We start from the raw sequence: 24,074 nt of genomic DNA on the forward strand, positions 1-24,074 counted from the left end.
TACGAGAAGCTCAAGTCCGAAGGAATTTTCGAAGTTGTCAGCGGTGATGAAACTTTAGGCAAAGAAATTTTGATAAATAACAAACCTATTAAACTACTGGGGATCTTCGCGGAGCAATATTCCAAGGCGGAGCAGACTCCTACTGCTCCAATACTTGCGATCCGTCTCCCAGTCGACTGAGAAGACGACCTTGCGCACCTGTTCTATCCGCACCGCATATACGACAACCCTCATCGATTTTTCACTCCCTTAAAACTTCATCCTCAGTTCCACTCCACTCGCAACGCGACCAATCGCCAACAAAATACAAAAGCCGCCCATTCCCCTGAATTCATCAGGAGAAAGAGCGGCGTGTGCTTCACGACCGTCTAGCTTTTTCACCATCGTAGCATGTATCCATGCAACGAATCAATTGGGTTTTCTCTTTCATCAGTCTTCTCTTCCATCAGTTGTCTTTCCACCAGTTATCTTTCCATCAATTTCTCTTTCATCTGTTTTCTCTTTCACGCTTTTCCCAGTAAAGATCCCTTCCCCACTGTTTCCCTTCTATACTCAGAGAGGAAGACGCTTCATCCCCTCCTGATGCCCCAGCTCCAACCAAACCACGCGCGAACCCACAGCCGATGACTCCACCATTGCCTCCGTCCGTTCGCAAACCTTTTCATATTCCTGCCTGACATCGTCCGATCCGTTCCGTCGCACCCACGCGATCCCCGAATCCCGGCGAGCCATACGCTCCAAGATCGGCCCTGTCTCGTCCGTCGAACGATCCAGCAGGACCGTTATGCCGATATCCGTTCCCGTCCTTCTCGAAAAATGCTGAAGAGTCCGAATATATCCCTCAATCTGCATCTGATGATTCCCCGCGACCAGCACATAGTGGCGACGCCCTTTGCGTGAGCTTCGACGAACGATGGCGCTCACCAGCAACGCAGCCGCAATGTACAAACCGACAATCCACAACAGCTCGGGAAGCATAGCTGTGCTCCTCCTTTGCCATGAAGATGAGCGACGGCTGACCCGAACCGGACGTTTCCTCCCCGTTCACCGACCGTCTACTCGTTCCACAATATATGCCATCTTACGTTGCGGGGTTCCGAGGCGCCCTTCTGCTCGCCAGCGCTAACTCTCATGCCCCTTTAAGAAAACCTCCCTTTAATTTCAACTTCTCTGAATACCTTGGTCTTAAGCCAAGGGACTCCCTGTCTCATCCGCCATCCCGCCTCACAAATAAAAAACCGCGATCCTCAGGCCCAGGCCCGAAAACCGCGATTGCTATTCCCTACAAAGTCACCCAACCATACTTGATCGAGTTGATAACCGCTTGAGTTCGATCGTCCACTTCCATCTTCTGCAAAATGCTGCTGACGTGGTTTTTGACCGTTTTCTCGCTAATAAACAGGTTCTCTCCGATCGTCTTGTTGCTCTTGCCCTCGGCCATCAACCGAAGCACCTCCGCCTCGCGGCGAGTAAGCGGATTGTTTCCGCGAGGTACAAGCTTGGCCACCGTCTCCCGGCTGGCCGCAGCGCCCGAAGCGGCGCCGATCTCGTCAAGATAAGTCATGCGACGGAGCTGATTGATCAGCTTGCCCGTTACTTTCGGATGTATGTATGCATGTCCTTCAGCGACCGTTCGGATCGCATTCACCAGCGACTCAGCCTCCATGTCCTTAAGCAGATACCCCGACGCGCCCTTGCGCAGAGTCTCGAACACGTAGCTTTCGTCGTCATGAATCGAGAGAATGATCACCTTGATCTCCGGAAAAATATCGCGCAGCTTCTCCGTTGCCACCACGCCGTTCTCAATCGGCATATTAATGTCGAGCAGCACGACGTCCGGCTTAGCCTGGTTACAGAATTCCAGCACCTGGATTCCGTCGCCGCACTCTCCTATAACCTCCAGATCGCTCTCCATGTTCAGAATCCGCTTCAGTCCTTCGCGGAAGAGCTGATGATCGTCGGCTAGCAGTACTTTAATCGTACGTACCGTTGTCTTATTCTCCATACGCGATTAACTCCTTTCCTGAATCCGCTTTGATGGGAACATTGATCTTGATTACCGTACCTTGACCAACTGTTGAATCGATCTCTATCTTGCCTTGCAGCAGATCCACTCGCTCATTCATTCCAATCAAGCCGAAATGGGAATGCGACTTAGAACGAACAGCCACGGCTTCCCGATTAAAACCAATTCCATTATCCTCGATAAACATCCGAACCGTATCGTCCAGAAAGATCAGCTCAAGCGAGACGAAGGTCGACTGCGCGTGCTTCAGCACATTGTTGAAGGCTTCCTGCACGAGCCGGAACATAGCCGCTTCCATCGCGTCGGGCAGCCGCTTCTCCTTGCCCGAAGTCTCGAATACGGATCTAATTCTCGTCTTCTCCTCGAAGTCCTGCACGAACTTCCGGAGCGTCGGCACCAGACCGAGATCATCCAAGGCCATCGGACGAAGGTTGAAAATAATTTTGCGAATCTCCTCCAGCCCGATCCGGATTTGCGACTTCAGGTCGATCAGCTCGCTGCGTACGACCGTAAGATCGCCCGTATCCAGCAGCCGTTCGGCAATCTCCGTTCTCAGAACGAGATTCGCCAGCGACTGCGCCGGTCCGTCGTGAATTTCCCTGGCTACTCGCTTGCGCTCATCTTCCTGGGCCAGAATGATCTTGAGACCGATCATCTGACGATTTTTCGCCGATTCCAATATCCTCGTAACCTGCGTCAGATCGCCTGACAAGTAATCAAGTACAACACTCATCTGCAGACTGATCGTGTCCGCTCGTTCGATGGACTGCTCTACTCCCCTTACCCTCATCTGCAGCTCGTCTCTACGGGCTTTCAGATAGCTTTCCTTTTCGCGGTACACCATCAAATCAAGCTGTAGCTGAGTTGCCTTCTCGTACGCCAATTTGATATCCTGCTCGGAATACCTGACGAAATCCCGGCTCACTTCCGTGAGCCGGATTCTCGCCAGTCGGTAGTCCCGTTCGATGCGATCTACCTTATCTATTGTGTCCGACGTCTCCTGCAGGACGGTCTCCAGCTCATTCGTGAGGGAGAGCAGCTCCCGGCGGGCAGCCTCGCAGATTTCGAACACTTGAACTTTGCTGTCTTCCATGACGGAAATGGCCTTCTGGATGACGCGGTCTATCTGATCAACATGATAATCCACGTTAACTACTCCCCTACTCGAGACGCCGTCTACAATCTTCCTCTATCCGCTTGCAGTCGATCACATTTTGCTATAACAAGTCGAAAACCTTTTCCGTTTTATTACTTAACTCATATAGCATTGTTTATCATACCATATTTCAGCGTTTTATTGAGAGAGGAATAGGTCCTTCGGTCTAAAATTAACGAATTGTAATCGTTTGAGTTTTATTCTCCCAATCTACTTTTTGACCGAGCTGCTCCGATATGAGACGAACCGGAACGTAGACGCTGCCCTTGATCAGCAGAGGCGCCGCAGGCACGGGCTGACGAATTCCGTTCGCGGTCATCGTGTCCTTGCCGACCCACAGCTCCAGCATTTTATCGCCGCGCAGCACCGTGACTCGCTTCGTTTTATTGTCCCAGACGACCTGCGCCCCAAGCGTATCCCCGACAAAGCGAAGCGGCAAATAGTTCGTGTTCGTGCCTTTTTGGATAAAAGGCGCTCCCGGAAGAGTGACCTTGGCACCGTCAACCGTTGCTTGCTTGTTCCCAACCTTCATTTCGATCGTCGGATTAGTAACTGCGATCTTTCCCGGTGGATACTGAAGCACCAAGTTGTCAAAAGCGATCTGGCCCAGCATCGAACGCTCGTCCTGATCATTCTCCTGATTAACGAGATACAGCTTAGTCAGCTTGGCTTCGCCCTTCAGCCCGGCTTGAGCGAGATCGAAGCGAATGTTCTTCCAGCCGGTCCAATCAACTTTATCGGCAATCGTAGCATAGGCCGGTTTGCCGTCTCCGTTGATAAACTCGGCCCGCAGCCAGTGCATGCCTCCATCGCCCATCACATCAAGCGACATAGCGCTTGGCGAGCCCTTGATCGCGATGCCTTTGCCGTCGTTCAGAACGGCGTTCGCATACCTTTTGCCGGCTCCGACCGTAAAATCGTAATCCATCGCCAGAACCTTCGACAGCTCACGCCCGGCAATTCCCGTGACGATCGCCGCCGAACCCATCGTCTCGACAGGCGTGCCGGCGAAGTTTACTCCGTACGCGGCTTTCTCGAAATCCTCCAGCACCTGCTCCGAACCCGAAGCGAGCACCGCAATTGCTCCATAGCCGTCATAGCGGGCAATCGCATAGCCTGCGGCTGCGTCGTTCTGCACCTTGTTCACCGTCAGCTTGCCGTCCTGCACCGTTGCCGTAAAGCCGCGGAACTCCCAAGACACCGACGATGCCGGTACGGACATCAGCCGTCCATCCGTCAGCTGCGCTTTGACCGGTACATTAATCACAGATCCCGGCTTCAGCAGCGTCGAGCTTGGTTCGACGATCAGCTTGGCAATCTGCGCCTCGCCGACAATCTCCAGTTTAAGCGAGTCGCTGGCGCTGCCCGATTTTACGCTGACCGTGGCCGTGCCGGCTTTCGCCGCCTGGAATGTCCCGTTCGAGAACGAACCCAACTGTTTATCGATACTCCATGTTGCGGTCAAACCGTTCGGATCGAGCGGATTGTAGTGCGTGTCATAAGCCTTCAGCGAGTAAGCCGCCTGTTGGCCGATGAACACCGTTTGCGGACCGCTGGCCGCAATGCCCTTCAATGAGCCTTGCGGAGCCGTCGTATAGACGCCGATCCCGTTCGTGACCAGACGCTGCGTCGTCCCATAAGAGGTTGGATGCGTAAGCTGCGTCTGAAAATCTCCCAACGGACGAGTCACCATCGTCGTCGACCCGCCCCCGTCCAGATTGACAGCCTTCCAGACGCCCAATTCCTTCAGCATCTGCTGCAATTCCTTCAGCGTGACGCCTTTGCGGCCACCATTCTCCTCGACGGTGAGCATATAGGCAGTGGAGCCGTCCTTGGAGAAGCCAACGGCCGTGCGCGCACGATCCGCATACCCGCTTAGCCCGTTGACATCCCGCGTGAAAGAGACGGGCGCCCCTTGGTCCATCAGGAGCGTATGTCCGCTCACCATCATCTGGAAGTCGGACGGATTGTACGTTTTGCCGGAGGCTGTTGTTAATGAATAGTCTGCAGCAACACGGTCTCCGACTGCCAGACTCGCGACGAAATTGCCGGATTCCCTTCTATTGTGCCCTCGAAGAATGAAGCCGTTCTCGGGGATCGGAGTTGAAATCGCCGCCCCTTCTACAACCTCCGTTACGATACCATCGACGATAAGCGCCTCATTCGGGGTAGCCGAACTGTTCGCAGGCCGCTCCGACGCCGTCCAGGCATTCGTATACATGTACAGAGCGTTAACGTGACTGTAGGCTTTGTCCGGCTCCGTGCGGTAGGCCGACTTGTTCAGCCCCGCCAGAGGATACGATACCCCCTTGTCCGTCGCTGTGACCGTACCGCTAAACATAAAGTTGTCGATAACAGGACGACGATCCTGAGTTACGCCAAACGCATACATTCCCTGCAACTGCTCGGTACTGGCAAGCAATTGTCCTGAAGTGATCTGCGCCCCCATCGGCACGCCTTCCGTGCCGCTTGCCGTACGGAACACGTCGCCGTTAATGCCGGCAACCGCCCCCGTCTCCCTGGTCATCGCGCCAACTGATTGCTTAGCGGTGACGCTTCCTTTCGGTCCTCCCATAGCATTGAGCTGGACGTAAGGATTTTGGAGATCCACCTGCAGAACGTGCAAAACCTCGGTCGGAATCGAAGAGTCGGACGGAATCCAGGCATAGGTCAGTTGGCGAACGCCGGAAGTCACGATCGATTCGCTTTGCTTGGAAAGCTTATAGGTGACCGCTGTCTTCTGAGTCGCGGCGACGGCATAAGGAACGGGGAGGAATCCCGAACTGACGGGACCGGTAAACACCAACACTCCTGCGAGAAAAGGCAACACAAAACGGGAACGCTTCTGTCGAGCATTTGAAGTGAATAATCGCATGTACTTCTGTTCTCCTGTAAGTCTATGAATTTAGGGAGAAGTTCCTCTACGACGCTAGTAGCGGCCATAGCTGGGCAACTTCCCATTATCCCTAATCTATTAGACTCTAAAATAGAGCAAAAGTTACAGTCGACGATCGACTTCGCAAAATTTAATAGAAAAAAGACGACGATCGCTCGCCGCCTTTTTACCTAATCTTCCACTATTACTACGTTATATAGGTTGAAACTACGAATAGGAAAACTCTCGTACTTCGCCATAAGAGTCGCCTTATCTGCGGTTCAAACTTTTATAGCAGCTCATCTCTCTCCCGCTTAGGAAGCTTGTCCCGTACAAGTAGATAGGATTGCTCCAGCATTGCAAGCACCTCGTCGTCCGGAACTATACCGTTCAAGACAACCGTATTCCAATGCTTCTTGTTCATATGGTACCCCGGCAGCACGGCTCCTTCATACTGCTGACGCAGCAGCCACGTTTCCTCAGGGTCCGCCTTCAGATTGATGCTCTCCACCTCGCCCGTATGGCCAAGCAACGCGAACATTTTGCTGCCGACGAACAGCACGGGCAGGTCGGGATCGAAAGGATAGCGAAGGGTTGTTCCGGGCCGCTGCAACCCTCTCTTCATCAGCTCGGCGTGGTTCATCGTCAACCTTCTTTCAGATCATTAGGAATCAATAAACTCTACGAACTCCAACAATCGCTTGATCATAACAACGGCCTCGGCTCGGGTCGCATTGCTCTTTGGCTTCATCGAAGTCGAGGTCACTCCACTAATAATACCGGCCTGTACACTGATCGACACGCCTTCTTTCGCCCAACTGCTGATGTTTCCTCTATCGTTGAATCGATTTAGGTTAGAACTATCGGCAGACTGCTGGACTCCGGCCACATTCATAGCCCTAACCATCATCGTCGCCATCTCTTCACGCGTAATCGGCGAGTTCGGCCGGAATTTGCCATCCGTTCCGCCTTGAACGATGCCTGCCGCACTTGCAGCTCCAATATAGGCTGCGGACGCTCCCGCTCCTTGCACGTCAGTGAACTTGCTGGCAGCCGAACGATCTCCATTCAGCCCTAGGCCGCGAACAATATACTGAGCGAAATCTGCCCTGGTAATGTTCGTTTTCGGAGCGAAAGTCGTCGGAGTTGTCCCATCCACAATAAACTTCGAAGCCAGCAAGGACACGTCTCCGTTTGCCCAGTGCGTTTTCATATCTGTATATTGCATGGTTTTGCGTACCACTGCATATTTGCTGTTGCTCTTCCGCATGAAGTTCACATACAACGAGGTTCCGCTATTCGTAATTCGTGTCGGTACATAGCTGATCTTGCCTGTCAACTGATCAAAATGCACAACAGCCAAGTTGTCAAGAGAGCCGGCAGACGCCGGAATTACAAAAGAACGCGTTACATACCTATCATAGCTGTTGATCGGGTATTCCTTCCCGCCAAATAAAATAGAAGCCGAGAAATCCGCAGGCGCAACCACTCTCTGTGCTCCTTGGGCGGCAAGCGCAGAAATGAAGGCAACATCAGATACCTTTTCAATACTTAAGAGCAGTGAAGCATCACTCGACGTGTTGCCTCCGATCTGCTGCAATTGTTTTGTAAGGTTAATCGCGTTTAACGGCAGGTTGAACTGCAAATCCCCAAAATCAAGCAGGAACTCCGCATTGGATACGTTCGTTGCCGATGAAATCAACGATTGGATCGGAAGACTGACGAGCGCTCCCGCCTCCGTAGTCGGAATACGGACGGATACCCTTGGAACGGTAACACTGCTATTCGATTTAATTAACGAGTATGACGCCGCCAGCTTGTTCGCATCGACCACATAACGTTTGGCTGCTTTTCCAGATGGCGTCACCGCTGCCGTTGCCGTCACTGCCTTCCCGACGACAAGTCTGACAGCTCCGGCGCCGTCCGACTCCAGATAATCCGGCAAATTGGCGATCGGCGTACCGGTTTGCGCGCCTACCGTAATATTGTTTAAAGCAGCAACAATGCGATCAAGCGTGTCCCTCAGTGGATTACCCGTCGTTATATAGCTAAGCGTCACCGTCTGCCCTGCCCCAACAGGAGAAGACAAGTTGAGGACAACTTGAGTTCCCGCCACTGATACTCCTGTTACGGGAACGGTTGCTCCATTATATTTTACCGTATACTGAGACGCATATGGAGCCGTATTTGGATTCAGTGGAGCGGAGTAAACTAACGTCAACTGACTGTTCGAAATGCTGGATGATGCCAATTGGGCAACATCGCTTGAACCGGAAGTAAAGTTGTATCCAACGATCGCAGGAGCAATATTCCCGGACAAGTCCATAATAGCAGGCGAGCTTTGGTAATAGTACAACAGGACCGGCACATTGGAGGAGACGCTCTGCGACAACGTCAGCTCGATTGTATTGTTCGCTACTACAACTTTTGTCACAGTAGGCGGAGTTACGCCGGTCGTAACCACCGAAAATGCAGTTATCGGAGGCACGCTGGACGGATTTAGCCCTTCATTGTAGGTCATTACAATCTTGCTGCCATTCAAAACTGCGGACGTCAACTGCGGCGGTTCGGTGTCGTATTGGTTCCGAACGTAGTAATCCGTAAATGCCGGAACCATGCTACCGCTCGGATCACGAAGAGGGTAAACCCCTGGTGCATAAGATACCGACACAGGCAATGAACTGGTCGATGAGGAATTCAGTGTCATCGTCAAAAAATTACCGCTTAAAAAAGCAGAGTTGATCCCAATAACGTTGCCGTTCTGCTTCACCGTAAACTGGCTCTGAATCTGGGTTTGGAATTGGGGAGCCACATCTGCCATCGCTTTATTGAAGGTTAATGTTAATGAACTTCCGTAAAAATACCCGTTCTCCGGCTTAGGCAAAGTAGAATCAGTAGAGTTTGTCAGAACCCTATTGGTGAAAGACGCGACTTCGATTCCGCTCGTATTTTGCAATCTTCTGGCTACAACAGCATCCGGATAATACGACAATCTGACCGTCTGTCCTACCAATACGCTACTTTGAAGACTTAGTCGTACTTCATTGCCACTGACAGAAACGCCCGTTATGGCTCTTGCTGCTTCATTTGCCGTTGCATAGAAATTGCTCGCATTTGGCGTTTTCGTGGAATCAAGATTTTCGCTGAATGTCAGGACAATACTGGAGCCGCTAATCGTCGAATTCGAAACAACCGGCACGCTGTTGGTTCCAGTCTGAAAAGTCCATTGATTTGGGTTGGTGACTCCCGCGAAAAAATTCCCCGCCTCATCGCGGATAACGTTGGCAGGAACAGTTACGGCATATAACGTTGAATTGCTGAGTTTGGCGGTACCAGTCAGCTTAAGGATCACTCTTTTGTTATTGGCAGGGTCGATCGACATCGTCAAATCTCTCTTGTTTGCTTGAGCATTTTGCGGAAAAATTTGCGCCGTCGCCGTCGAAGCCAGCGTCCCCAGCGGCTCATTAAAGGTCAAACTAAGCTCATTTAAGGAAGTACTGATCGCAGTCGCGGACACTGTCGGAAAATAAGTACTAATCGCCGGAGGAGTGGTATCCGTGAGCACCTTGAACTTCCAAGTCAATGCATCAAAGTAGTTTCCGCTCGCATCCCGATAAACGTCTGATCCGATCTGAACGGAGTAATCCGTATTATTCGCGAATTTGGGACAAGATGCTGCGGAAAGATTAAAAACAACGTTAGGATTGCCTGTATTAGCAACCGTTGCATTCGCAGGCACTGTGCAGACAAGCGCACCGCTCGCCGTTGTAATAATCACGCTCCGATTCGAGTTGGCAAAAACGGGTTCATCGAATAAAAGAGAGATTTGCGTCGCATTTACATCTGCCAGAACTCCGTTATTGGCAGGATTGAATGTCTGAATCTTCGGCTTGGTCGTGTCGAGCGCGGGTTTAGTTCTGAACGTCCAGCTGCCTGGGCCGCTTGGCGTTTGAATACCGGAATAAGCCCCGTTAAGCGGATCAACCAACGCTCCGGCATCGATCAGGACATAATAAGACGTATTATATTCCAAACCTTTTAGCGGAAGACTGACTCTCCAGTTGACCCCGACCTGGTTCAAGGTAACGTCTGCAGCCTGTACACTTACCGAATGTACCGTGACATTATCGGCAACCCTTTTTACCTGGATGTAACCCGAACCTTTCACAACTTTGCGCGCAAATTCAAATGAAAGGCTGCCCGGATTCACTGGATCCAATGTCGAATACTGATCCACAGGAACGAAATTCACGGCAACTGGGAGGAGCTGCTCCGCTCGGAACATCCACTGGCCATACGGAATCCCGACAAATGAAGCGCTATTCGAATAATTGCGCACCGTATCGGGCGGAACAACGACTGTATAGCGTACTCCGGATGTCAATCCACCAGCGGGCGTGATTACAATCGCTTTATTTTGAATATCAACTTGAACTTCTGAAGGAGAGGTTTTGGCGATGTCGTACTCCCCTACCAATGTTGTCGTATCATAATCGTACAATTGAATTTTACCGGCTCCCCGAATGATCTCTTCGTCGAAGGTGAGGATCAACTCCGTTGTCGTTACGGCCGCGCTTGCTCCATGGCTTGGAGTCATGCTAACGACAACAGGGCCTCCCGTAGCTGCCTTAGCACTTGGAAAAGCAAAAGTCTGTAAAATAAGCGCAACTGTTAAAATTAGAGATAGAGCACGAATTCGTTGCAACCGAATGACCTCCCGAAAATGAACATACTTATCTATTTCTTCGGCCAAAATGCCGCTTATCTTTAGTTTTCGGCGTTAAAAAAAGCGCGTTGCCCCCGAAATAAGGGCAACGCGCTTCTATTCATTATTTTGCTTACTCCAAATCACTATTAAGCAGCAGATTTCATAGTGTATTCTGCGAAAAGGAATCGGATTGAGGCCGTTATAGCTTCTCATTAGAGTATATAACAGTTCAGATACGACTATAGAAAGCAGCTATAAATCCATATTTAATTCGTCACATCACAATTACGTAATCAATGAAATCATTCCTTATATTAAAATAGATAACTGGATGTGTTAGGTATAAAGTGGGGTGTCTCAAAGGTCACCTTTTTATGTCCTTTGAGACACCCCACTCTGGTTATTTGAATCATACTCTTTTGCTATACACAATGTTCCTAAATTTTTGCATGTGTATTGATAAACGGAACGTTAACCGCAACAGTAATTTATAGTGCTATTGAAAAGCCATTGATGAGAATGGGGAAGAATTAAAGTAATCTATCACTGAAATATAGCGATGTTTCACTTTTTAGTTTTATTTATTATTTAGATTGCATACGACTAATTCTGACGAATTACTCCCGGACGCCGCTATCTTAAAGGTAACTACCGCTTTGTTAAAATCGTTTACTGATATGCTATGAGAATTTGTATTTACCCAAACCGACTTTGGGTTCTCCCCTTTTTGACTAGAAGTAACCAGATAATTTTCGACATCAGATTTTTCGTTCCATTTTAAGTGGATTATTTGATTTTCAATTGAACATTGCAGGTCATAATCAAAGGTATCATCAGTTCTAGCTGTTAAATTGAAATACAGAAATAAACCTATAATGCTAACAATTATTAATTTATATCCAAACCTTCTCTTTATCCCTGTCTCTATATCTCCATTTTTTTCTCTTCTAGCGGATTTAATCATTGGTTTTTCAACAAAATGATAGGTTACTGTTGAAATCAAAATAGTAAAGATCATCAAGATAATCATTGTTATAAAATTACTTTCTAACTTCATATTAGAATTAATTAAACCATAAGACGTGAAAACTATTGGATGTAGTAGATACAATGAATAAGATATTTCTCCAAAATAATCCAAAACTGTTTTCAAATGATTTTCTTTTATTGTAATATTCATTGCACTTATTACCATAGAAAAAATAGCTATTGATAACACTATTTTACCCATCCCTGTAACATAGTTTATTTGATCTTCACCGTTTATCGGAAAAAAAATAAAAATCAATACTGAAGCTATAAAAATCAACTTCGATATCCATATTTCCCCTATTTTTTTATTTGCATACAACCAGCCAATTATCAAGCCCCCAATAAACAAATACATTTGATTTAATGGACTAATAAAATCAGTCCATTGAACCGCTAAACTCAGTTGGTCATTAATTAGACTAGTAGAAAAATATCCAGTCAAAATTAAAGACAATCCAAAAAAGGTTATCAAATAATATACTGACTTCCTTGACATTATTAGAATTAAAGGTAATGCTGAATAGAACACCAATTCGTTACCAATTGACCATGCTCCAGTTGCAATATAACCATCATGGTCAAACCAGCTAAATAATAGCGAATAATTATAAAACAAATCATTAAGTTTTGGTAAAAATAAAGTGTTGCTATAAATCAAGCTCGTTAGTTCATTAACTATTAATGTTAAGGTTGTTGCTAAATAAAATAATGGCACTATTCTATATAATCTTTTAACAGCAAAACTTTTTAATAAAGTACTAGTTACTTTTTGATTCATATAAACAAGAGCCAAACTAACTCCGCTAATTAGATAAAAAGCTGAAACAGCGTATATTCCTAATCTATTATTTATTTCATTTAGGGGGTATAAATAATTAACTCCAATCCACCCAGAGAAGTGGTAGACCATAACTAATATAGCCATAATACCTCTTAGGTGGTCTAGCGAGCTTACTCTCTGAGCCTTATCCATAGATATTTCAACCTCCAACTAATTCACTTCAGAGTACCCTACCTAATAAAAAGATTAAAGTCTATTCTTTTACTTACCGGGGACCATGACGTAGTTACAAGACCATTTGCATCATTACAATTCTGACTGCTAATCAGATAACGTGCAGTTGTTTCGAGCAGTTCCCGCGCCGTTTAACCTGTCAAAACTTGTGGTTGGGGTAATAACTGTCGCTTCAGCAGAACTGTTATACTCGTGTAACTCTCCACATTTTGAAGATTCTGAAACGTAGTTCTGTCCGACACGATGGATTGTTACTCCTGCATTCTGAAAACACCTACGAATTTGTATCTGTACGTATGATTTTTCCTTACCATCTCTAGCTGCGGTTTCTTTGCTGTAAGCGATTGACCAAAATAGCGCTGACACAACCAGTAGAAGCGTTTACTGGGCGAAAGTTCGGATACTTCCACAAGGCTATTCGAAATCCTAACCAAATCGATTCCTGCCAAGGATTCGAGCAAGCATATCTTGCCGTAGTTGCCTCCTACTATCTTCATTCCCCGGATACTCGCATTAATTGGAGCGAAGAGCCGATACTCTTCAGGTGGAAGAGGAAAGAAGAGTGTTCCAGCCTTCCCTCCCATTGCCGCCTTTACGACCTCAAACCCGGAGTGTCATCTGTTATGCCGGCGCTTTTTGCTACAAGCCATGACGTTAAATATGCCCGTCAGAGTTTGCGTCTTTTGTACAATATAAGCTGCTCTTTAACGGCTGCTTGTTCGGTATACGTTCGGAACGGCAATTGGAGTTGGAGGTTCACGCCAACATTGCATGTCGTTGGTTTTAAGGTCTTGGTCCCACTGACCGTGTCCTAGACCACAGTACGGTAAGTTACTTCCGAGAGCGCCTTCATGAAGGGGATGTGCTGCAGAAAGTATTCGACGAGGTCGTTCTTCTAGCTATCAAGCATCGTCTGGTTGCGGGGCGGGTGCTTATTACGGATTCTACGCATCTGAAAGCCAGTGCCAAGAAGCGAAATTCTCCAAAGAGCAAGTGACGCAAAGTACAAAAGCTTACGTAAATGAACTAGATCAGATCGTGAGGCACATGGAGTAAGCCCTGAAGCCCCAGAAGGGGTGGAAGAACAAAAGGAGATCAAAGTGAGCACAACCGACCCGGACAGCGGTTATATGCTACGTGACGGCAAGCCGGAAGGGTTCTTCTATTTGGATCATCCAACGGACAACCACAAGTATAACATCATCACCGTTGTACATATTACATATGGCAACGTCCATGATTACATTCCCTACATCGAGCGATTGGAGCATAAGTTCGAATCGAGCATAACCTTCGCATTCAATGCAGGTTACAACACGTCGAACATTTGCAAGAGCTCCATGATAGGCAGAAGGTCGTTTATGCCTGTGAAGGACTAATCTCAATAATGGCGTTTCAAAAGGGGATCGTCAATTCAACCGATCCCCAGCATCGTGGCGGGTGACTAATGCTTAAGGAATGCACCGGTCGCGCAATTATTGTGATCACGAGTCATGTCTGGCATGAGAGTAATGAATAGGTGAGTACCAACAGCAGAAACAGGTTGGGCAAATATTTGGAGCAACTAAGTTTCCAAACTATAAAGCAAAGCTTTTGCGGATGCCAATGAGCCCCCCCGATAACCAATATCTGTCAGAATAACATCAAGAAGATCGCCAAAATCCTAGCTAAGATGAAAGGATATTGGCGATCTTTTTCTTTTTATGCTGAAGCTGCTTTTTATTGGGGTATGGTCAAGATCCCAAATCTGCTATGAAAACCTACTTTGCCAAGTTTTCCGCTAAAACGGAAGCCTGAGATATATTACGCCAAAGCCCCTTGCTTCAAAGCCTCGACACGGTCCAGACGCTCCCAAGGGAGATCGACGTCTGTGCGGCCGAAGTGGCCATATGCAGCCGTCTGGCGGTAGATAGGACGACGCAGATCAAGCATCTTAATGATGCCAGCCGGGCGAAGATCGAAGTTGCTCTTGATCAACTCGACCAGCTTCTCTTCTGCAATCTTGCCTGTGCCGTATGTGTCGACATTAATGGAAACCGGGCTAGCTACACCGATGGCATAAGCAAGCTGGATTTCGCACTTGTCGGCAAGACCTGCCGCAACGATGTTCTTAGCCACGTAGCGGGCCGCGTAAGCTGCGGAACGGTCGACCTTGGTCGGATCCTTGCCGGAGAACGCGCCACCGCCGTGACGAGCGTAGCCGCCGTAAGTATCTACGATAATTTTGCGCCCCGTAAGTCCTGCATCGCCTTGAGGACCGCCGATGACGAAACGCCCTGTTGGGTTGATGAAAAACTTCGAGTCGGCATCCAGCCACTCTGCCGGAACTTCCGGATAGATGATGTGCTCGCGAATATCTTGCTGGATTTGCTCCAGACTAATGTCTTCGGCGTGCTGAGTGGAGACAACGATCGTGTCGACTCGTACCGGCTTGCCGTCCTCGTATTGAACTGTAACTTGCGTTTTGCCGTCCGGACGCAGGTAAGCAAGCTTGCCATCCTTGCGAACTTCCGACAAACGACGAGACAGACGATGAGCCAAGGCGATCGGCAAAGGCATCAGTTCAGGAGTCTCATTCGTCGCAAAACCGAACATCAAGCCCTGATCGCCCGCACCGATGTCTTCATTCTCTTGTTGAACGTCTTTACCGTCACGCGACTCAAGAGCGGCATTAACCCCTTGAGCTATATCTGCGGACTGTTCGTTCAGCGAAGTCAACACTGCACAAGTGCTGGAATCAAAGCCATATTTCGCGCGTGTATATCCAATCTCCTTGATCGTGCGACGCGCAATGGAGGAAATATCGATAAAATCGGCTTTACTGCTGATCTCGCCGATCACGAGAACAAGTCCTGTCGCTACAGAAACCTCACAAGCTACGCGTGCATAAGGGTCCGCTTCCAAGAATGCGTCCAACACCGCGTCGGAAATTTGGTCGCAAATTTTATCCGGATGGCCTTCCGTGACCGATTCGGATGTGAAGAGATGCCTGCCTTTAATCGACAAATTCTCCAACCTCCACATATATATAAAAATCAACCTTTCCCAATTGGAAAAGGCTGTTAGGAATAAACCTTCGATAAATAATGATACCGGAAGCGTCGAGTCGTGTCAATAAAACACACGCCCAACTTTGCCAGTCCAGACATGACTTACAGAAGCGTCTGCTGAGCTTGTTGAACAAGACGTTTCGTAATTCCGCCTCCTAGAGATCCCGCTTCCCTTGAAGGCAAGTTACCAAGATAAGCTTGCCCGAATCCGGCTGCTCCTACGCTTCCCAATTCTCCCGCAAATTCCGTATCGAAGCCTTCCCCCTGCTGACCGATCTGAACGCCAAGCTCGGATGCGATTTCGTACTTCATTTGGTTGATCGCGTTCTTGCACTCCGGTACGACAAGCCTGTTGCTCCTTCTGGCCATGATCCATTCCTCCTTGAAAGTTGATGCAGTTATTATGGCTCGACTGCACCTCTTCAAGGCGTATTACATTATGGATGGTCGGGGAAAATGTAGGAGGCGGTATGCTCCGACAGATAATCCCGTAAAGCCTCTCTCCATGGTCTAAGAGGTGTAAATCCTGCTTTTATCAGCGCCTGTTGACCGAGCACAGAATAGGCTGGACGGGGCGCAGGACGTGGAAATTGTTCTGTAGAGCAAGGATGTATAACTGCCGAACTTATTCCAGCATCTTCAAAAATCGCTTTGGCAAACTCGAACCAGGAACAGTTTCCTGAATTGGAGGCATGGTAAATGCCGTATTTCTCCGATTGAACCAGTTCGATAATAAAATTAGCCAAATCATATGTGTACGTTGGCGAGCCAATCTGATCGTCCACGACCATCAGTTCCTTTTTGCTTTTTGCAAGCTGCAGCATAGTCTGCACGAAGTTCCGGCCATATTTTCCATACACCCATGATGTACGTACAACAAAACATTTCGAGGATAGCTCTAACGCATTGCGTTCACCTTCCAACTTGGAGGCTCCGTATACAGATTGAGGAGCTGTTGGATGACTTTCGGGATAAGGCTCCTTCCCCGATCCATCGAATACATAATCCGTACTGATATAGCAGAACTTAGCTCCAACTGCCTCTGCTGCTTTTGCCATATTTCGCGTACCTTCCACATTAACCGCCCAGGCCGCTTCCGGTTTGGATTCCGCTTGATCAACCGCCGTGTAGGCAGCGGCGTGAACAATGAAGTCCGGTTTTATTATCGCGCATAACGCCTGGCAGCTTTCGTAATCCGTAATGTCCAGCTCGGATCGATTCTTGCCAATAATCTCGATGCCGTCATGGTCCATATGAACAAACTCTTGCCCCAACTGTCCGCCTGCACCGGTCACCAGAAGATTTAGTTTTCGTTCGCTCATTGCCGATATGCTCCGGAAGCGATTCTGTTGATCCAATCTTCATGCTGCAAATACCATTCGATCGTTTTTTTGATCCCGGATTCGTAATCATACTGCGGCTTCCACCCAAGCTCACGACGGATTTTGGAAGCATCTATAGCGTATCTCCTATCATGCCCCAACCGGTCGTCCACGAACTGAATAAGCGTCTCCGGCTTGCCCAGCTCCTTCAAAATCGTTCTTACAACCTGAAGATTCGTTCGTTCGTTATTACCGCCGATATTGTACACTTCGCCTTTTTTACCATTATGCAGAACCAGATCGATGGCACGGCAGTGGTCCTCCACGTACAACCAATCCCTTACATTCAATCCGTCTCCATATACGGGCAAATGCCGATCCCGCAATGCTTTAGTAATTATGAGTGGGATTAACTTTTCCGGGAATTGAAAAGGTCCATAATTATTGGAGCAACGAGTAATATTGACATGCATCCCGTATGTTTCGTGATAGGCTCGAACGAGGAGATCCGCTCCCGCTTTGCTGGCTGAATACGGACTATTGGGGGCGAGCGGCGTCTCTTCGGAAAATAGCCCGTCGTCTCCTAGTGTACCGTACACTTCATCCGTTGAAATTTGTATGAACCTCGGAACGTTATATTTTCTCGCTAAGTTGAGCAGCACCTGAGTTCCCGTCACGTTCGTTCTGACGAACACCCCCGGATCGACTATACTGCGATCGACATGCGATTCTGCAGCAAAGTTAACAATTGCATCGAACCCTTCAGCGACGATCGGCTCCATCATTACCGTATCGGAAATATCAGCCTTCACGAAGCGATAGTCAGAGCCTTCCGTCAGCCCCTGCAAGTTATCCAAGTTTCCCGCATAAGTAAGCAGATCGACGTTGACCAACTGATACTGCTGATAGTTCCTTCTCATACATTGAACGAAATTACTGCCGATAAAACCGGCTCCGCCTGTAACAAGCAATTTCATGCTGACCACCCTCTAGTACTTAAAATTATGCTCCGCTTTCGCTAAAACCGGATGTCCGGCATCCTTATCCGAGAGAATTGGCTGTGTTGTTGGCCACTTAATTCCAATCGCAGGGTCATTCCACAGAATTCCTCTGTCATGCTCCTTGGAATACAGCCGATCTACCTTGTACTGCACTTCGGTATTCGGAACCAACGTGCAGAAGCCGTGAGCAAACCCTGTTGGAACAAATAATTGCCTTTTGTTGTCGGCAGACAGCTCGAAGCCTTCCCATTGTCCATATGTCGGAGAGCCTTGGCGAATGTCAACCACGACATCGTAGATGACCCCTGCTGTAACTCTGACCAGCTTGCTTTGTGCTTCCGGTTTGAGCTGATAGTGAAGCCCTCTGATCACTCCTGCTTCCTTGGATAAGGAATGGTTGTCTTGAACGAATACCTGCGGAAGTCCGACTTTTGCATATCGTATTGCCTGATAGCTCTCCAAAAAATAACCGCGTGCATCCTTGAAAACTCCCGGCTCGATCAACTTTACCCCTGCCAGCCTGCCCTCCGTAACCTTCACATGATCACCCGTATCGGATAGTTGCCGTAAGTCGGCATTCTATAGGGTATTCATATCCAGCAGCTTCGTTATGGGTTTCCAAGTATAAAAAAACTGCCCTCCTTGTAGGAGTGGCAGCTTTAATTATGAAAATGGCATGAGAACTATTGTTGAAGCTTGTACCCCCCCCGAACGAGCACGATAAGCCCTTTGCCTTGCTTAGGATCAGCCTCAACTCCTCTTTCCCCTCTCGGGTTAAGAATGAGATGATTGTTCCCGACGGGCTTGCCCGGCTTAATATCCGTACCGTCCGTTAAATCCGACAGCCCATTCGCATCCGAGCTATAGGCAATAGCCTTACCCGAACGAACTATCATCTCGCCACCATCTCCAACAATGAGCTTCGATCCCCAGGGCACTGTAACGACCTCTAACTCCGACGATGCGGCTCCGCTTCCGGAGCCCACCTTCTCTAGCTCTTGCTTAACGAGCTTGGCAACCGTTGCATCCACATACGCTTTCGTGACAATTGGATCGTCGACTGAGCCAGGGGTAGAACCGCCGTCCGCCTCGGCAGTCGATATGGCGCCTGCCGTGCCGATCGTCGCTGCCAGTATGACCGTCGCCCCACATACCGCCCATTTCTTCGGTGTCTGCAAGTTTCATCTCTCCCGTTTCGACAAGTTCTATCCATTTGTACGCATTATGGTACTGAGAAGTTGCGGTTTATTAACATTAACTCGAACCTAAGGATTAACTACTCAACACGAGGATCGTTAGCGCACTGCTCGGTTTGGATTATTTAAGTTAGATAACTCCCATACTATATTAAATAACCGATTAATTTGAATGACCCTGTGGTTATCTGAATCACTGATCAGCCAATCCCCATTTGATAATTCTCTCGCACTGTTCGGTGACAGTAACCCTCCATGGTATTCACGCACAATTTCCTTGTTGGATGGATTAACTTCAACAACACGATTGTTGTGTTCGTCTGCAATGAGATAGTTTTTATTTTTCATTTCTTGGATCGAGCTTGGGTGATTAAACCCGCCTATTTCCCATATGATTTCTTTTGATTTGTAATCTATTTCATAAGCTTTATGATTAAAGTCTACCACTAGAATATTACCATCGGTTTTACGCCAAACACCCCGAGGATATAAGAATGTTGGTTTTGACGCCCAAATGATTTTACCAGTTTGCGATAACAGAATAACTTTGCTCGTCTCCGAATTTTCTACAGTTAAGATGTCACCATCAGAAGTCACTTGCACGTCTCTAACAGCTTGGTTTAAGATTGTCGTTTCTTCACCTGTTCTTTTATTAATCTTTACTAGCTGATTATAGTTTAACAGGGAAAGAAGCAATTCATCCTTATTTAAAGGTGCAATACCGAAATACGTTTGTCCTTGTAGTTTCTTCTCCCATACGACATTTCCAAGTGGATCAATCTCCATTGCCGCCATTCCCATGTCATCGGTAACATAAGTATTTTCTTTGGGTAAAAAATAGTACATAAGATTAGGAGCGGTTACAATCTGATGGTAAATGGGAATGGTTCCTTCATTACTAATTATTGACTTTTCATGGTTGTCCGCCTCATGCCAAGCACCGCGCCGAGCTATTTCATGAAAGATATTTTCAGTAATAGAAGAATTGTTCTTGTACACATCTGTCGACAAGCCAGTGTAGATAAACATAGACAGTATAAGGATTGTCTTTGTAATTTCCACGATGATTCCTCCGATTAGATCCAGTAATTCCGTCATTAAATACGCTTGTGACTTAGGTTTGCAACTCTAGAGTCTTAACATCACCTAGCAATCTACCAAGCTTCTAACCACTTTCATCACATTTAATGTAGATTGTCCAAGACTTGTATTCTCCCACTCGCAGTTCCCCTGCCGGGTTAAGGCGATTATTAAGGCTTCTTCCAGTTGCTCCAGGTCAGTAATTCCTTTGGAAATACCCAGATTTGAGTACGCGACTTCCGTAGTATAGACCGATAAATCAACGGTAATAACTGGCTTTCCCAATAGTGCTGCCTCAAGTCCTACTGTAGAAGTCATAGTTACGACTAGATCAACGGCATGCAGCAAGGGATGCAGATTGTCTTTATTAATTTCTACTCGATCCGGCAGTTCCGAATACTTTATATCCTCGCTCGGATGAAATCTTAACAACAAAATCCAGTCGTCGTGTTTTTTCACGCATTCCATCAAGCGTTGTTCTATTAACCGAGGCAATTGCTCATTTCCAGGCTCAGGTTGGGAAGCCCATAAGATTACCTTTTTGTCTTTCCAATGTTTACGGGCTTTTAAGGATTCGCCCTCTTCCATTAAACGATTGTCCGTAAGATAATCGAAGGCCGGATTTCCAGTGACGACAATATCACTCTCGTCTCGCCCCTTCATAATGAAGAAATCTTTAATCCGCTTATCCAGCACGCATACTTTATTGCCGTAGCGCCTATCTTTAATCCATTCGATTTCCGTGAATCCAAATAGATCAACTAAGCAAATAGAAGGTATATTTAATATGCTGGCGCACGTAATTAAGGCTTGCTCCGATCTCGGGGAGTTCGTTGCAACTACCAAGTCAGGCTTGACCTTTTTAAGAAGTCTCTCCATAACGGTCAATTGCAGAAACCCCTGTCTCCCCTTTTCTGCGAATATAGCTTTGGCTTCGACTTCACCGAATCTATTCACGAGATCCATATATGACAAGCCCATGTAAGCTACTGATTCCTCGTATGATACCAACTTGGTATCCAACTGTTTAACTAGATCGCGCCCTATCCGATAAGCAGCTTGATCGTCTGGTTCAATAATATCCTTGTAGCCGATATACGGAATCCCTTCTTCCTCAAGTTTCTTTCCTGCCGTTGTCAATCCCAAAACCTCAATATCCCAATCCGTATGTCGTTGAACATACTTAATAACCGGTAAAACGGCGTTAATATGGCCACCGCCATATGCCGCAAATAGTATTTTCGTCATATCAACCTCGTTTTCATATCAATAGGATAGATCGGACTCGTTAATAAATATATCGAACCAATACTCCAAAGATATAAGTGCCCTGATTAATCGTGTATTATTTTGTTTGCCCGTTTGATGATTAGTTAGCATCGCCCTTACGTATTCTTGATTCACGATCCCTCTACGAATTAAATTGCCTTGAAGCAGTTTGGTTTCCGTAAATTCAGCAAGATCCTTTTTAAACCATTCCCCTATCGGAACGGTGAACATTTGTTTTTTTCTATAGACAAGCTCATTACCCAATAATGATTCTACTGCTTTTTTAAAAATGTATTTTGTTTCTCCATTCATTAATTTGTATTTCCCGGGAATCTTAAAGGCCAGTTCAACCATTCTGACATCTAAGAAAGGAGTACGCGCCTCTAACGAAACCGCCATCCCCATTCTATCCGGTTTCACCAAATTATTGCCGGGTAGCAGTAACATCGTATCTATGTATAGCGCTTTATTTATCCGATCCATATGCGCAGATTGTTGGAATAAAGGGGCAAGAACATCGAACGAACTTACGCTGTTGAGATTCCTGCGCTTATACTCTTCCGTCAGCAACAGATTCTTCTGTTCCTCCGTGAACAGGGAGATGTTCTCGAAGTACTTACTTTCGAATTGAAGGGCATCAAGCTCCGCTTGTTGTCCGAAGAAATGCTTGTACTTATCGTATCCGGCAAATAGCTCGTCTCCCCCGTCTCCGGTTAGAACCATTTTGACATGCTTAGCCGCCAGCTGGGAAACTTTATATGTAGGCATAAACGAAACATCGCCATGGGGTTGGTCGCAATGATAAATCATTTTAGACCACAGATTCAACATATTAAGATCGACTTTTTCCATCGTGTGATCCGTATGAAACAAATCCGCTACTTGTTGGGCATAAGGAGATTCATCAAACCTATCGTCATGGAACCCGATCGAGAAAGTCTTGACCGGCCAGTTCATATGCTTCGACATAAGCCCTACAACCGTACTTGAATCAACGCCGCCGGACAGAAACGCACCAAACGGAACATCCGCACGCAATCTTATTCTTACGGCATCATCCAATACGGATAAAATTTGGTCTATCCAGTACGAATCGCTATGTTCTTCGCAGGTAATGGACGACAGGTTCCACCACTGTTTGACATGAATATCCGATTTACTAACTTTTATCCAATGTCCTGGCATAAGGTGAGTGATATTCTTAAACATAGTTAATGGAGGAGGTACAAAGTTATAGCTCAAATAATGGCTTAGAGCAGCGTCATTTACTTTTCTGCTTATCCCCGACTTAAGAATCGTTTTGATCTCCGAACCAAACAATACCTTTCCGTTATCATCGGAAATATACATTGGTTTTACGCCGACTCTGTCTCTAATTACATACATTGCATCTTCACGAGAATCATAAATTGCGATGCTAAACATCCCGTTCAGCTTTTCTACAAAGTCGATTCCATGAACCTCATATAGCCTTAATATAACTTCGGTATCCGAGTTAGTCTTACAGGGATACCCCTTATCCGATACATATTTAGCTAATTCGATATGATTGTAGATTTCCCCGTTTTGAACCACAACGATATCTTCGTCGTCCGAAATAAACGGCTGATTTCCTCCCTCGATATCGATAATCGACAATCTTTGGTTCCCAAGCGCGACGCCTTTCCCTTCCCATATTGCGCAATCATCGGGGCCGCGATGTTTTATGCTGTCCGCCATGGATTGTAATACATTCCTCTGTAAGTTACGTCCGTCTCTACTATAATAACCAAAGATGCCGCACATGGATTAATAGCTCCCCCTTTTTACAACTTGCTTTGCCGTCAAAAAAATAATTTTTATATCGAAAGAAAAGCTGCATTCTTTTACGTAGTTCAGATCAAGTTCCTTCCTTTGCTCGATAGTAGCATCAGAGCGAAGCGTTGCCTGAGCGTATCCTGTTATGCCCGGTCTCACTCGATGCCTCATTTCCCACTCCGCATCCGAGTAGAACTCCTTTTGCGCTTGGAGATCCGGTCTAGGTCCTACTAAGCTCATATCGCCTTTCAACACATTGATGAGTTGAGGCAATTCGTCAAGACTTGTTTTTCTAAGAAAAGCTCCTACTCTTGTAATCCTCTTATCGCCTTTAGCAGTATAATAAGGGCCTCTTGACTCTGCGTCGGGTATCATACTACGAAATTTATATATTGGGAACTCCTTGCCGTAGATGCCTACCCTATTCTGTTTAAATAGGACTCCGCCTTTAGAATTTATTACGATAGCCAAGGATATTATTAATAAAAACGGTAATGTCAAAAGAAGAAAGGTGAAGCTTACAACGATGTCGAAACTTCTTTTCACA

At 47.0% G+C, this 24,074-nt stretch carries 19 protein-coding genes; 1 reads left to right on the forward strand and 18 read right to left on the reverse strand.

Going from position 1 to position 24,074, the window contains the following annotated elements:
• Window positions 1–93 precede the first annotated feature (93 nt).
• From DFP98_RS39455 to DFP98_RS11065, 8 genes are all read right to left on the reverse strand, one after another.
• On the reverse strand, window positions 94–234 hold the full coding sequence (locus DFP98_RS39455; protein WP_220377080.1) for a hypothetical protein: 141 nt from the start codon (window positions 232–234) through the stop codon (window positions 94–96).
• Window positions 235–552: 318 nt separating this feature from the next.
• Entirely contained in the window at window positions 553–978 is a 426-nt protein-coding gene (locus tag DFP98_RS11035) for a hypothetical protein (RefSeq protein ID WP_116060642.1), read from the reverse strand.
• 304 nt (window positions 979–1,282) lie between these two features.
• A complete protein-coding gene (locus DFP98_RS11040) occupies window positions 1,283–2,005 on the reverse strand; it encodes a response regulator (protein ID WP_116060643.1) in 723 nt (240 codons plus the stop codon).
• Window positions 1,995–3,173 (reverse strand): sensor histidine kinase, encoded by a 1,179-nt coding sequence (locus DFP98_RS11045; protein WP_116060644.1) that lies wholly within the window; start codon window positions 3,171–3,173, stop codon window positions 1,995–1,997. The genes DFP98_RS11040 and DFP98_RS11045 overlap by 11 nt, the downstream gene beginning before the upstream one ends.
• Before the next feature lie 181 nt (window positions 3,174–3,354).
• Window positions 3,355–6,057: a phosphodiester glycosidase family protein gene (locus DFP98_RS11050; RefSeq protein WP_116060645.1), complete on the reverse strand. Its 2,703-nt coding sequence runs from the start codon at window positions 6,055–6,057 to the stop codon at window positions 3,355–3,357.
• Window positions 6,058–6,346: 289 nt separating this feature from the next.
• The gene (locus tag DFP98_RS11055) at window positions 6,347–6,700 is read right to left on the reverse strand and encodes an MmcQ/YjbR family DNA-binding protein (protein ID WP_116060646.1); all 354 of its coding nucleotides are present in this window, start codon (window positions 6,698–6,700) and stop codon (window positions 6,347–6,349) included.
• 21 nt (window positions 6,701–6,721) lie between these two features.
• A complete protein-coding gene (locus tag DFP98_RS11060) occupies window positions 6,722–10,762 on the reverse strand; it encodes an Ig-like domain-containing protein (RefSeq protein WP_147310167.1) in 4,041 nt (1,346 codons plus the stop codon).
• Between the two features lie 580 nt (window positions 10,763–11,342).
• Window positions 11,343–12,770 carry an acyltransferase family protein gene (locus DFP98_RS11065; RefSeq protein ID WP_116060648.1) on the reverse strand — a complete coding sequence of 476 codons (1,428 nt, stop codon included), beginning with the start codon at window positions 12,768–12,770 and terminating at the stop codon, window positions 11,343–11,345.
• A 1,142-nt stretch (window positions 12,771–13,912) separates the two neighbouring features.
• On the opposite strand from DFP98_RS11065, the gene DFP98_RS40210 reads away from it, so the two are divergent.
• On the forward strand, window positions 13,913–14,191 hold the full coding sequence (locus DFP98_RS40210) for a hypothetical protein (protein ID WP_147310168.1): 279 nt from the start codon (window positions 13,913–13,915) through the stop codon (window positions 14,189–14,191).
• Between the two features lie 424 nt (window positions 14,192–14,615).
• Here DFP98_RS40210 and metK read toward each other — a convergent pair whose 3' ends face one another.
• The 10 genes from metK to DFP98_RS11125 all read right to left on the reverse strand — a co-directional run bounded on the left by metK (window position 14,616) and on the right by DFP98_RS11125 (window position 24,073).
• A complete protein-coding gene (metK, locus tag DFP98_RS11080) occupies window positions 14,616–15,818 on the reverse strand; it encodes a methionine adenosyltransferase (protein ID WP_116060651.1) in 1,203 nt (400 codons plus the stop codon).
• 146 nt (window positions 15,819–15,964) lie between these two features.
• Window positions 15,965–16,231, reverse strand: a complete 267-nt coding sequence (locus DFP98_RS11085; RefSeq protein ID WP_116060652.1) for an alpha/beta-type small acid-soluble spore protein — start codon at window positions 16,229–16,231, stop codon at window positions 15,965–15,967.
• Between the two features lie 68 nt (window positions 16,232–16,299).
• Entirely contained in the window at window positions 16,300–17,184 is an 885-nt protein-coding gene (gene rfbD / locus DFP98_RS11090) for a dTDP-4-dehydrorhamnose reductase (RefSeq protein WP_116060653.1), read from the reverse strand.
• Entirely contained in the window at window positions 17,181–18,161 is a 981-nt protein-coding gene (rfbB, locus tag DFP98_RS11095) for a dTDP-glucose 4,6-dehydratase (RefSeq protein ID WP_116060654.1), read from the reverse strand. The genes rfbD and rfbB overlap by 4 nt, the downstream gene beginning before the upstream one ends.
• Window positions 18,162–18,173: 12 nt before the next feature.
• Entirely contained in the window at window positions 18,174–18,725 is a 552-nt protein-coding gene (gene rfbC / locus DFP98_RS11100) for a dTDP-4-dehydrorhamnose 3,5-epimerase (RefSeq protein WP_116060655.1), read from the reverse strand.
• 143 nt (window positions 18,726–18,868) lie between these two features.
• The gene (locus DFP98_RS11105; RefSeq protein ID WP_116060656.1) at window positions 18,869–19,363 is read right to left on the reverse strand and encodes a hypothetical protein; all 495 of its coding nucleotides are present in this window, start codon (window positions 19,361–19,363) and stop codon (window positions 18,869–18,871) included.
• Between the two features lie 117 nt (window positions 19,364–19,480).
• Window positions 19,481–20,443, reverse strand: a complete 963-nt coding sequence (locus DFP98_RS11110) for an NHL repeat-containing protein (protein WP_116060657.1) — start codon at window positions 20,441–20,443, stop codon at window positions 19,481–19,483.
• Between the two features lie 84 nt (window positions 20,444–20,527).
• Window positions 20,528–21,709, reverse strand: a complete 1,182-nt coding sequence (locus DFP98_RS11115; protein WP_116060658.1) for a CDP-glycerol glycerophosphotransferase family protein — start codon at window positions 21,707–21,709, stop codon at window positions 20,528–20,530.
• Window positions 21,710–21,727: 18 nt separating this feature from the next.
• The gene (asnB, locus tag DFP98_RS11120; RefSeq protein WP_116060659.1) at window positions 21,728–23,515 is read right to left on the reverse strand and encodes an asparagine synthase (glutamine-hydrolyzing); all 1,788 of its coding nucleotides are present in this window, start codon (window positions 23,513–23,515) and stop codon (window positions 21,728–21,730) included.
• Window positions 23,516–23,518: 3 nt separating this feature from the next.
• A complete protein-coding gene (locus DFP98_RS11125) occupies window positions 23,519–24,073 on the reverse strand; it encodes a sugar transferase (RefSeq protein WP_116060660.1) in 555 nt (184 codons plus the stop codon).
• Window position 24,074 lies beyond the last annotated feature (1 nt).

Source organism: Cohnella phaseoli (genome assembly GCF_003386235.1).
Classification (GTDB): Bacteria; Bacillota; Bacilli; order Paenibacillales; family Paenibacillaceae; genus Cohnella; species Cohnella phaseoli.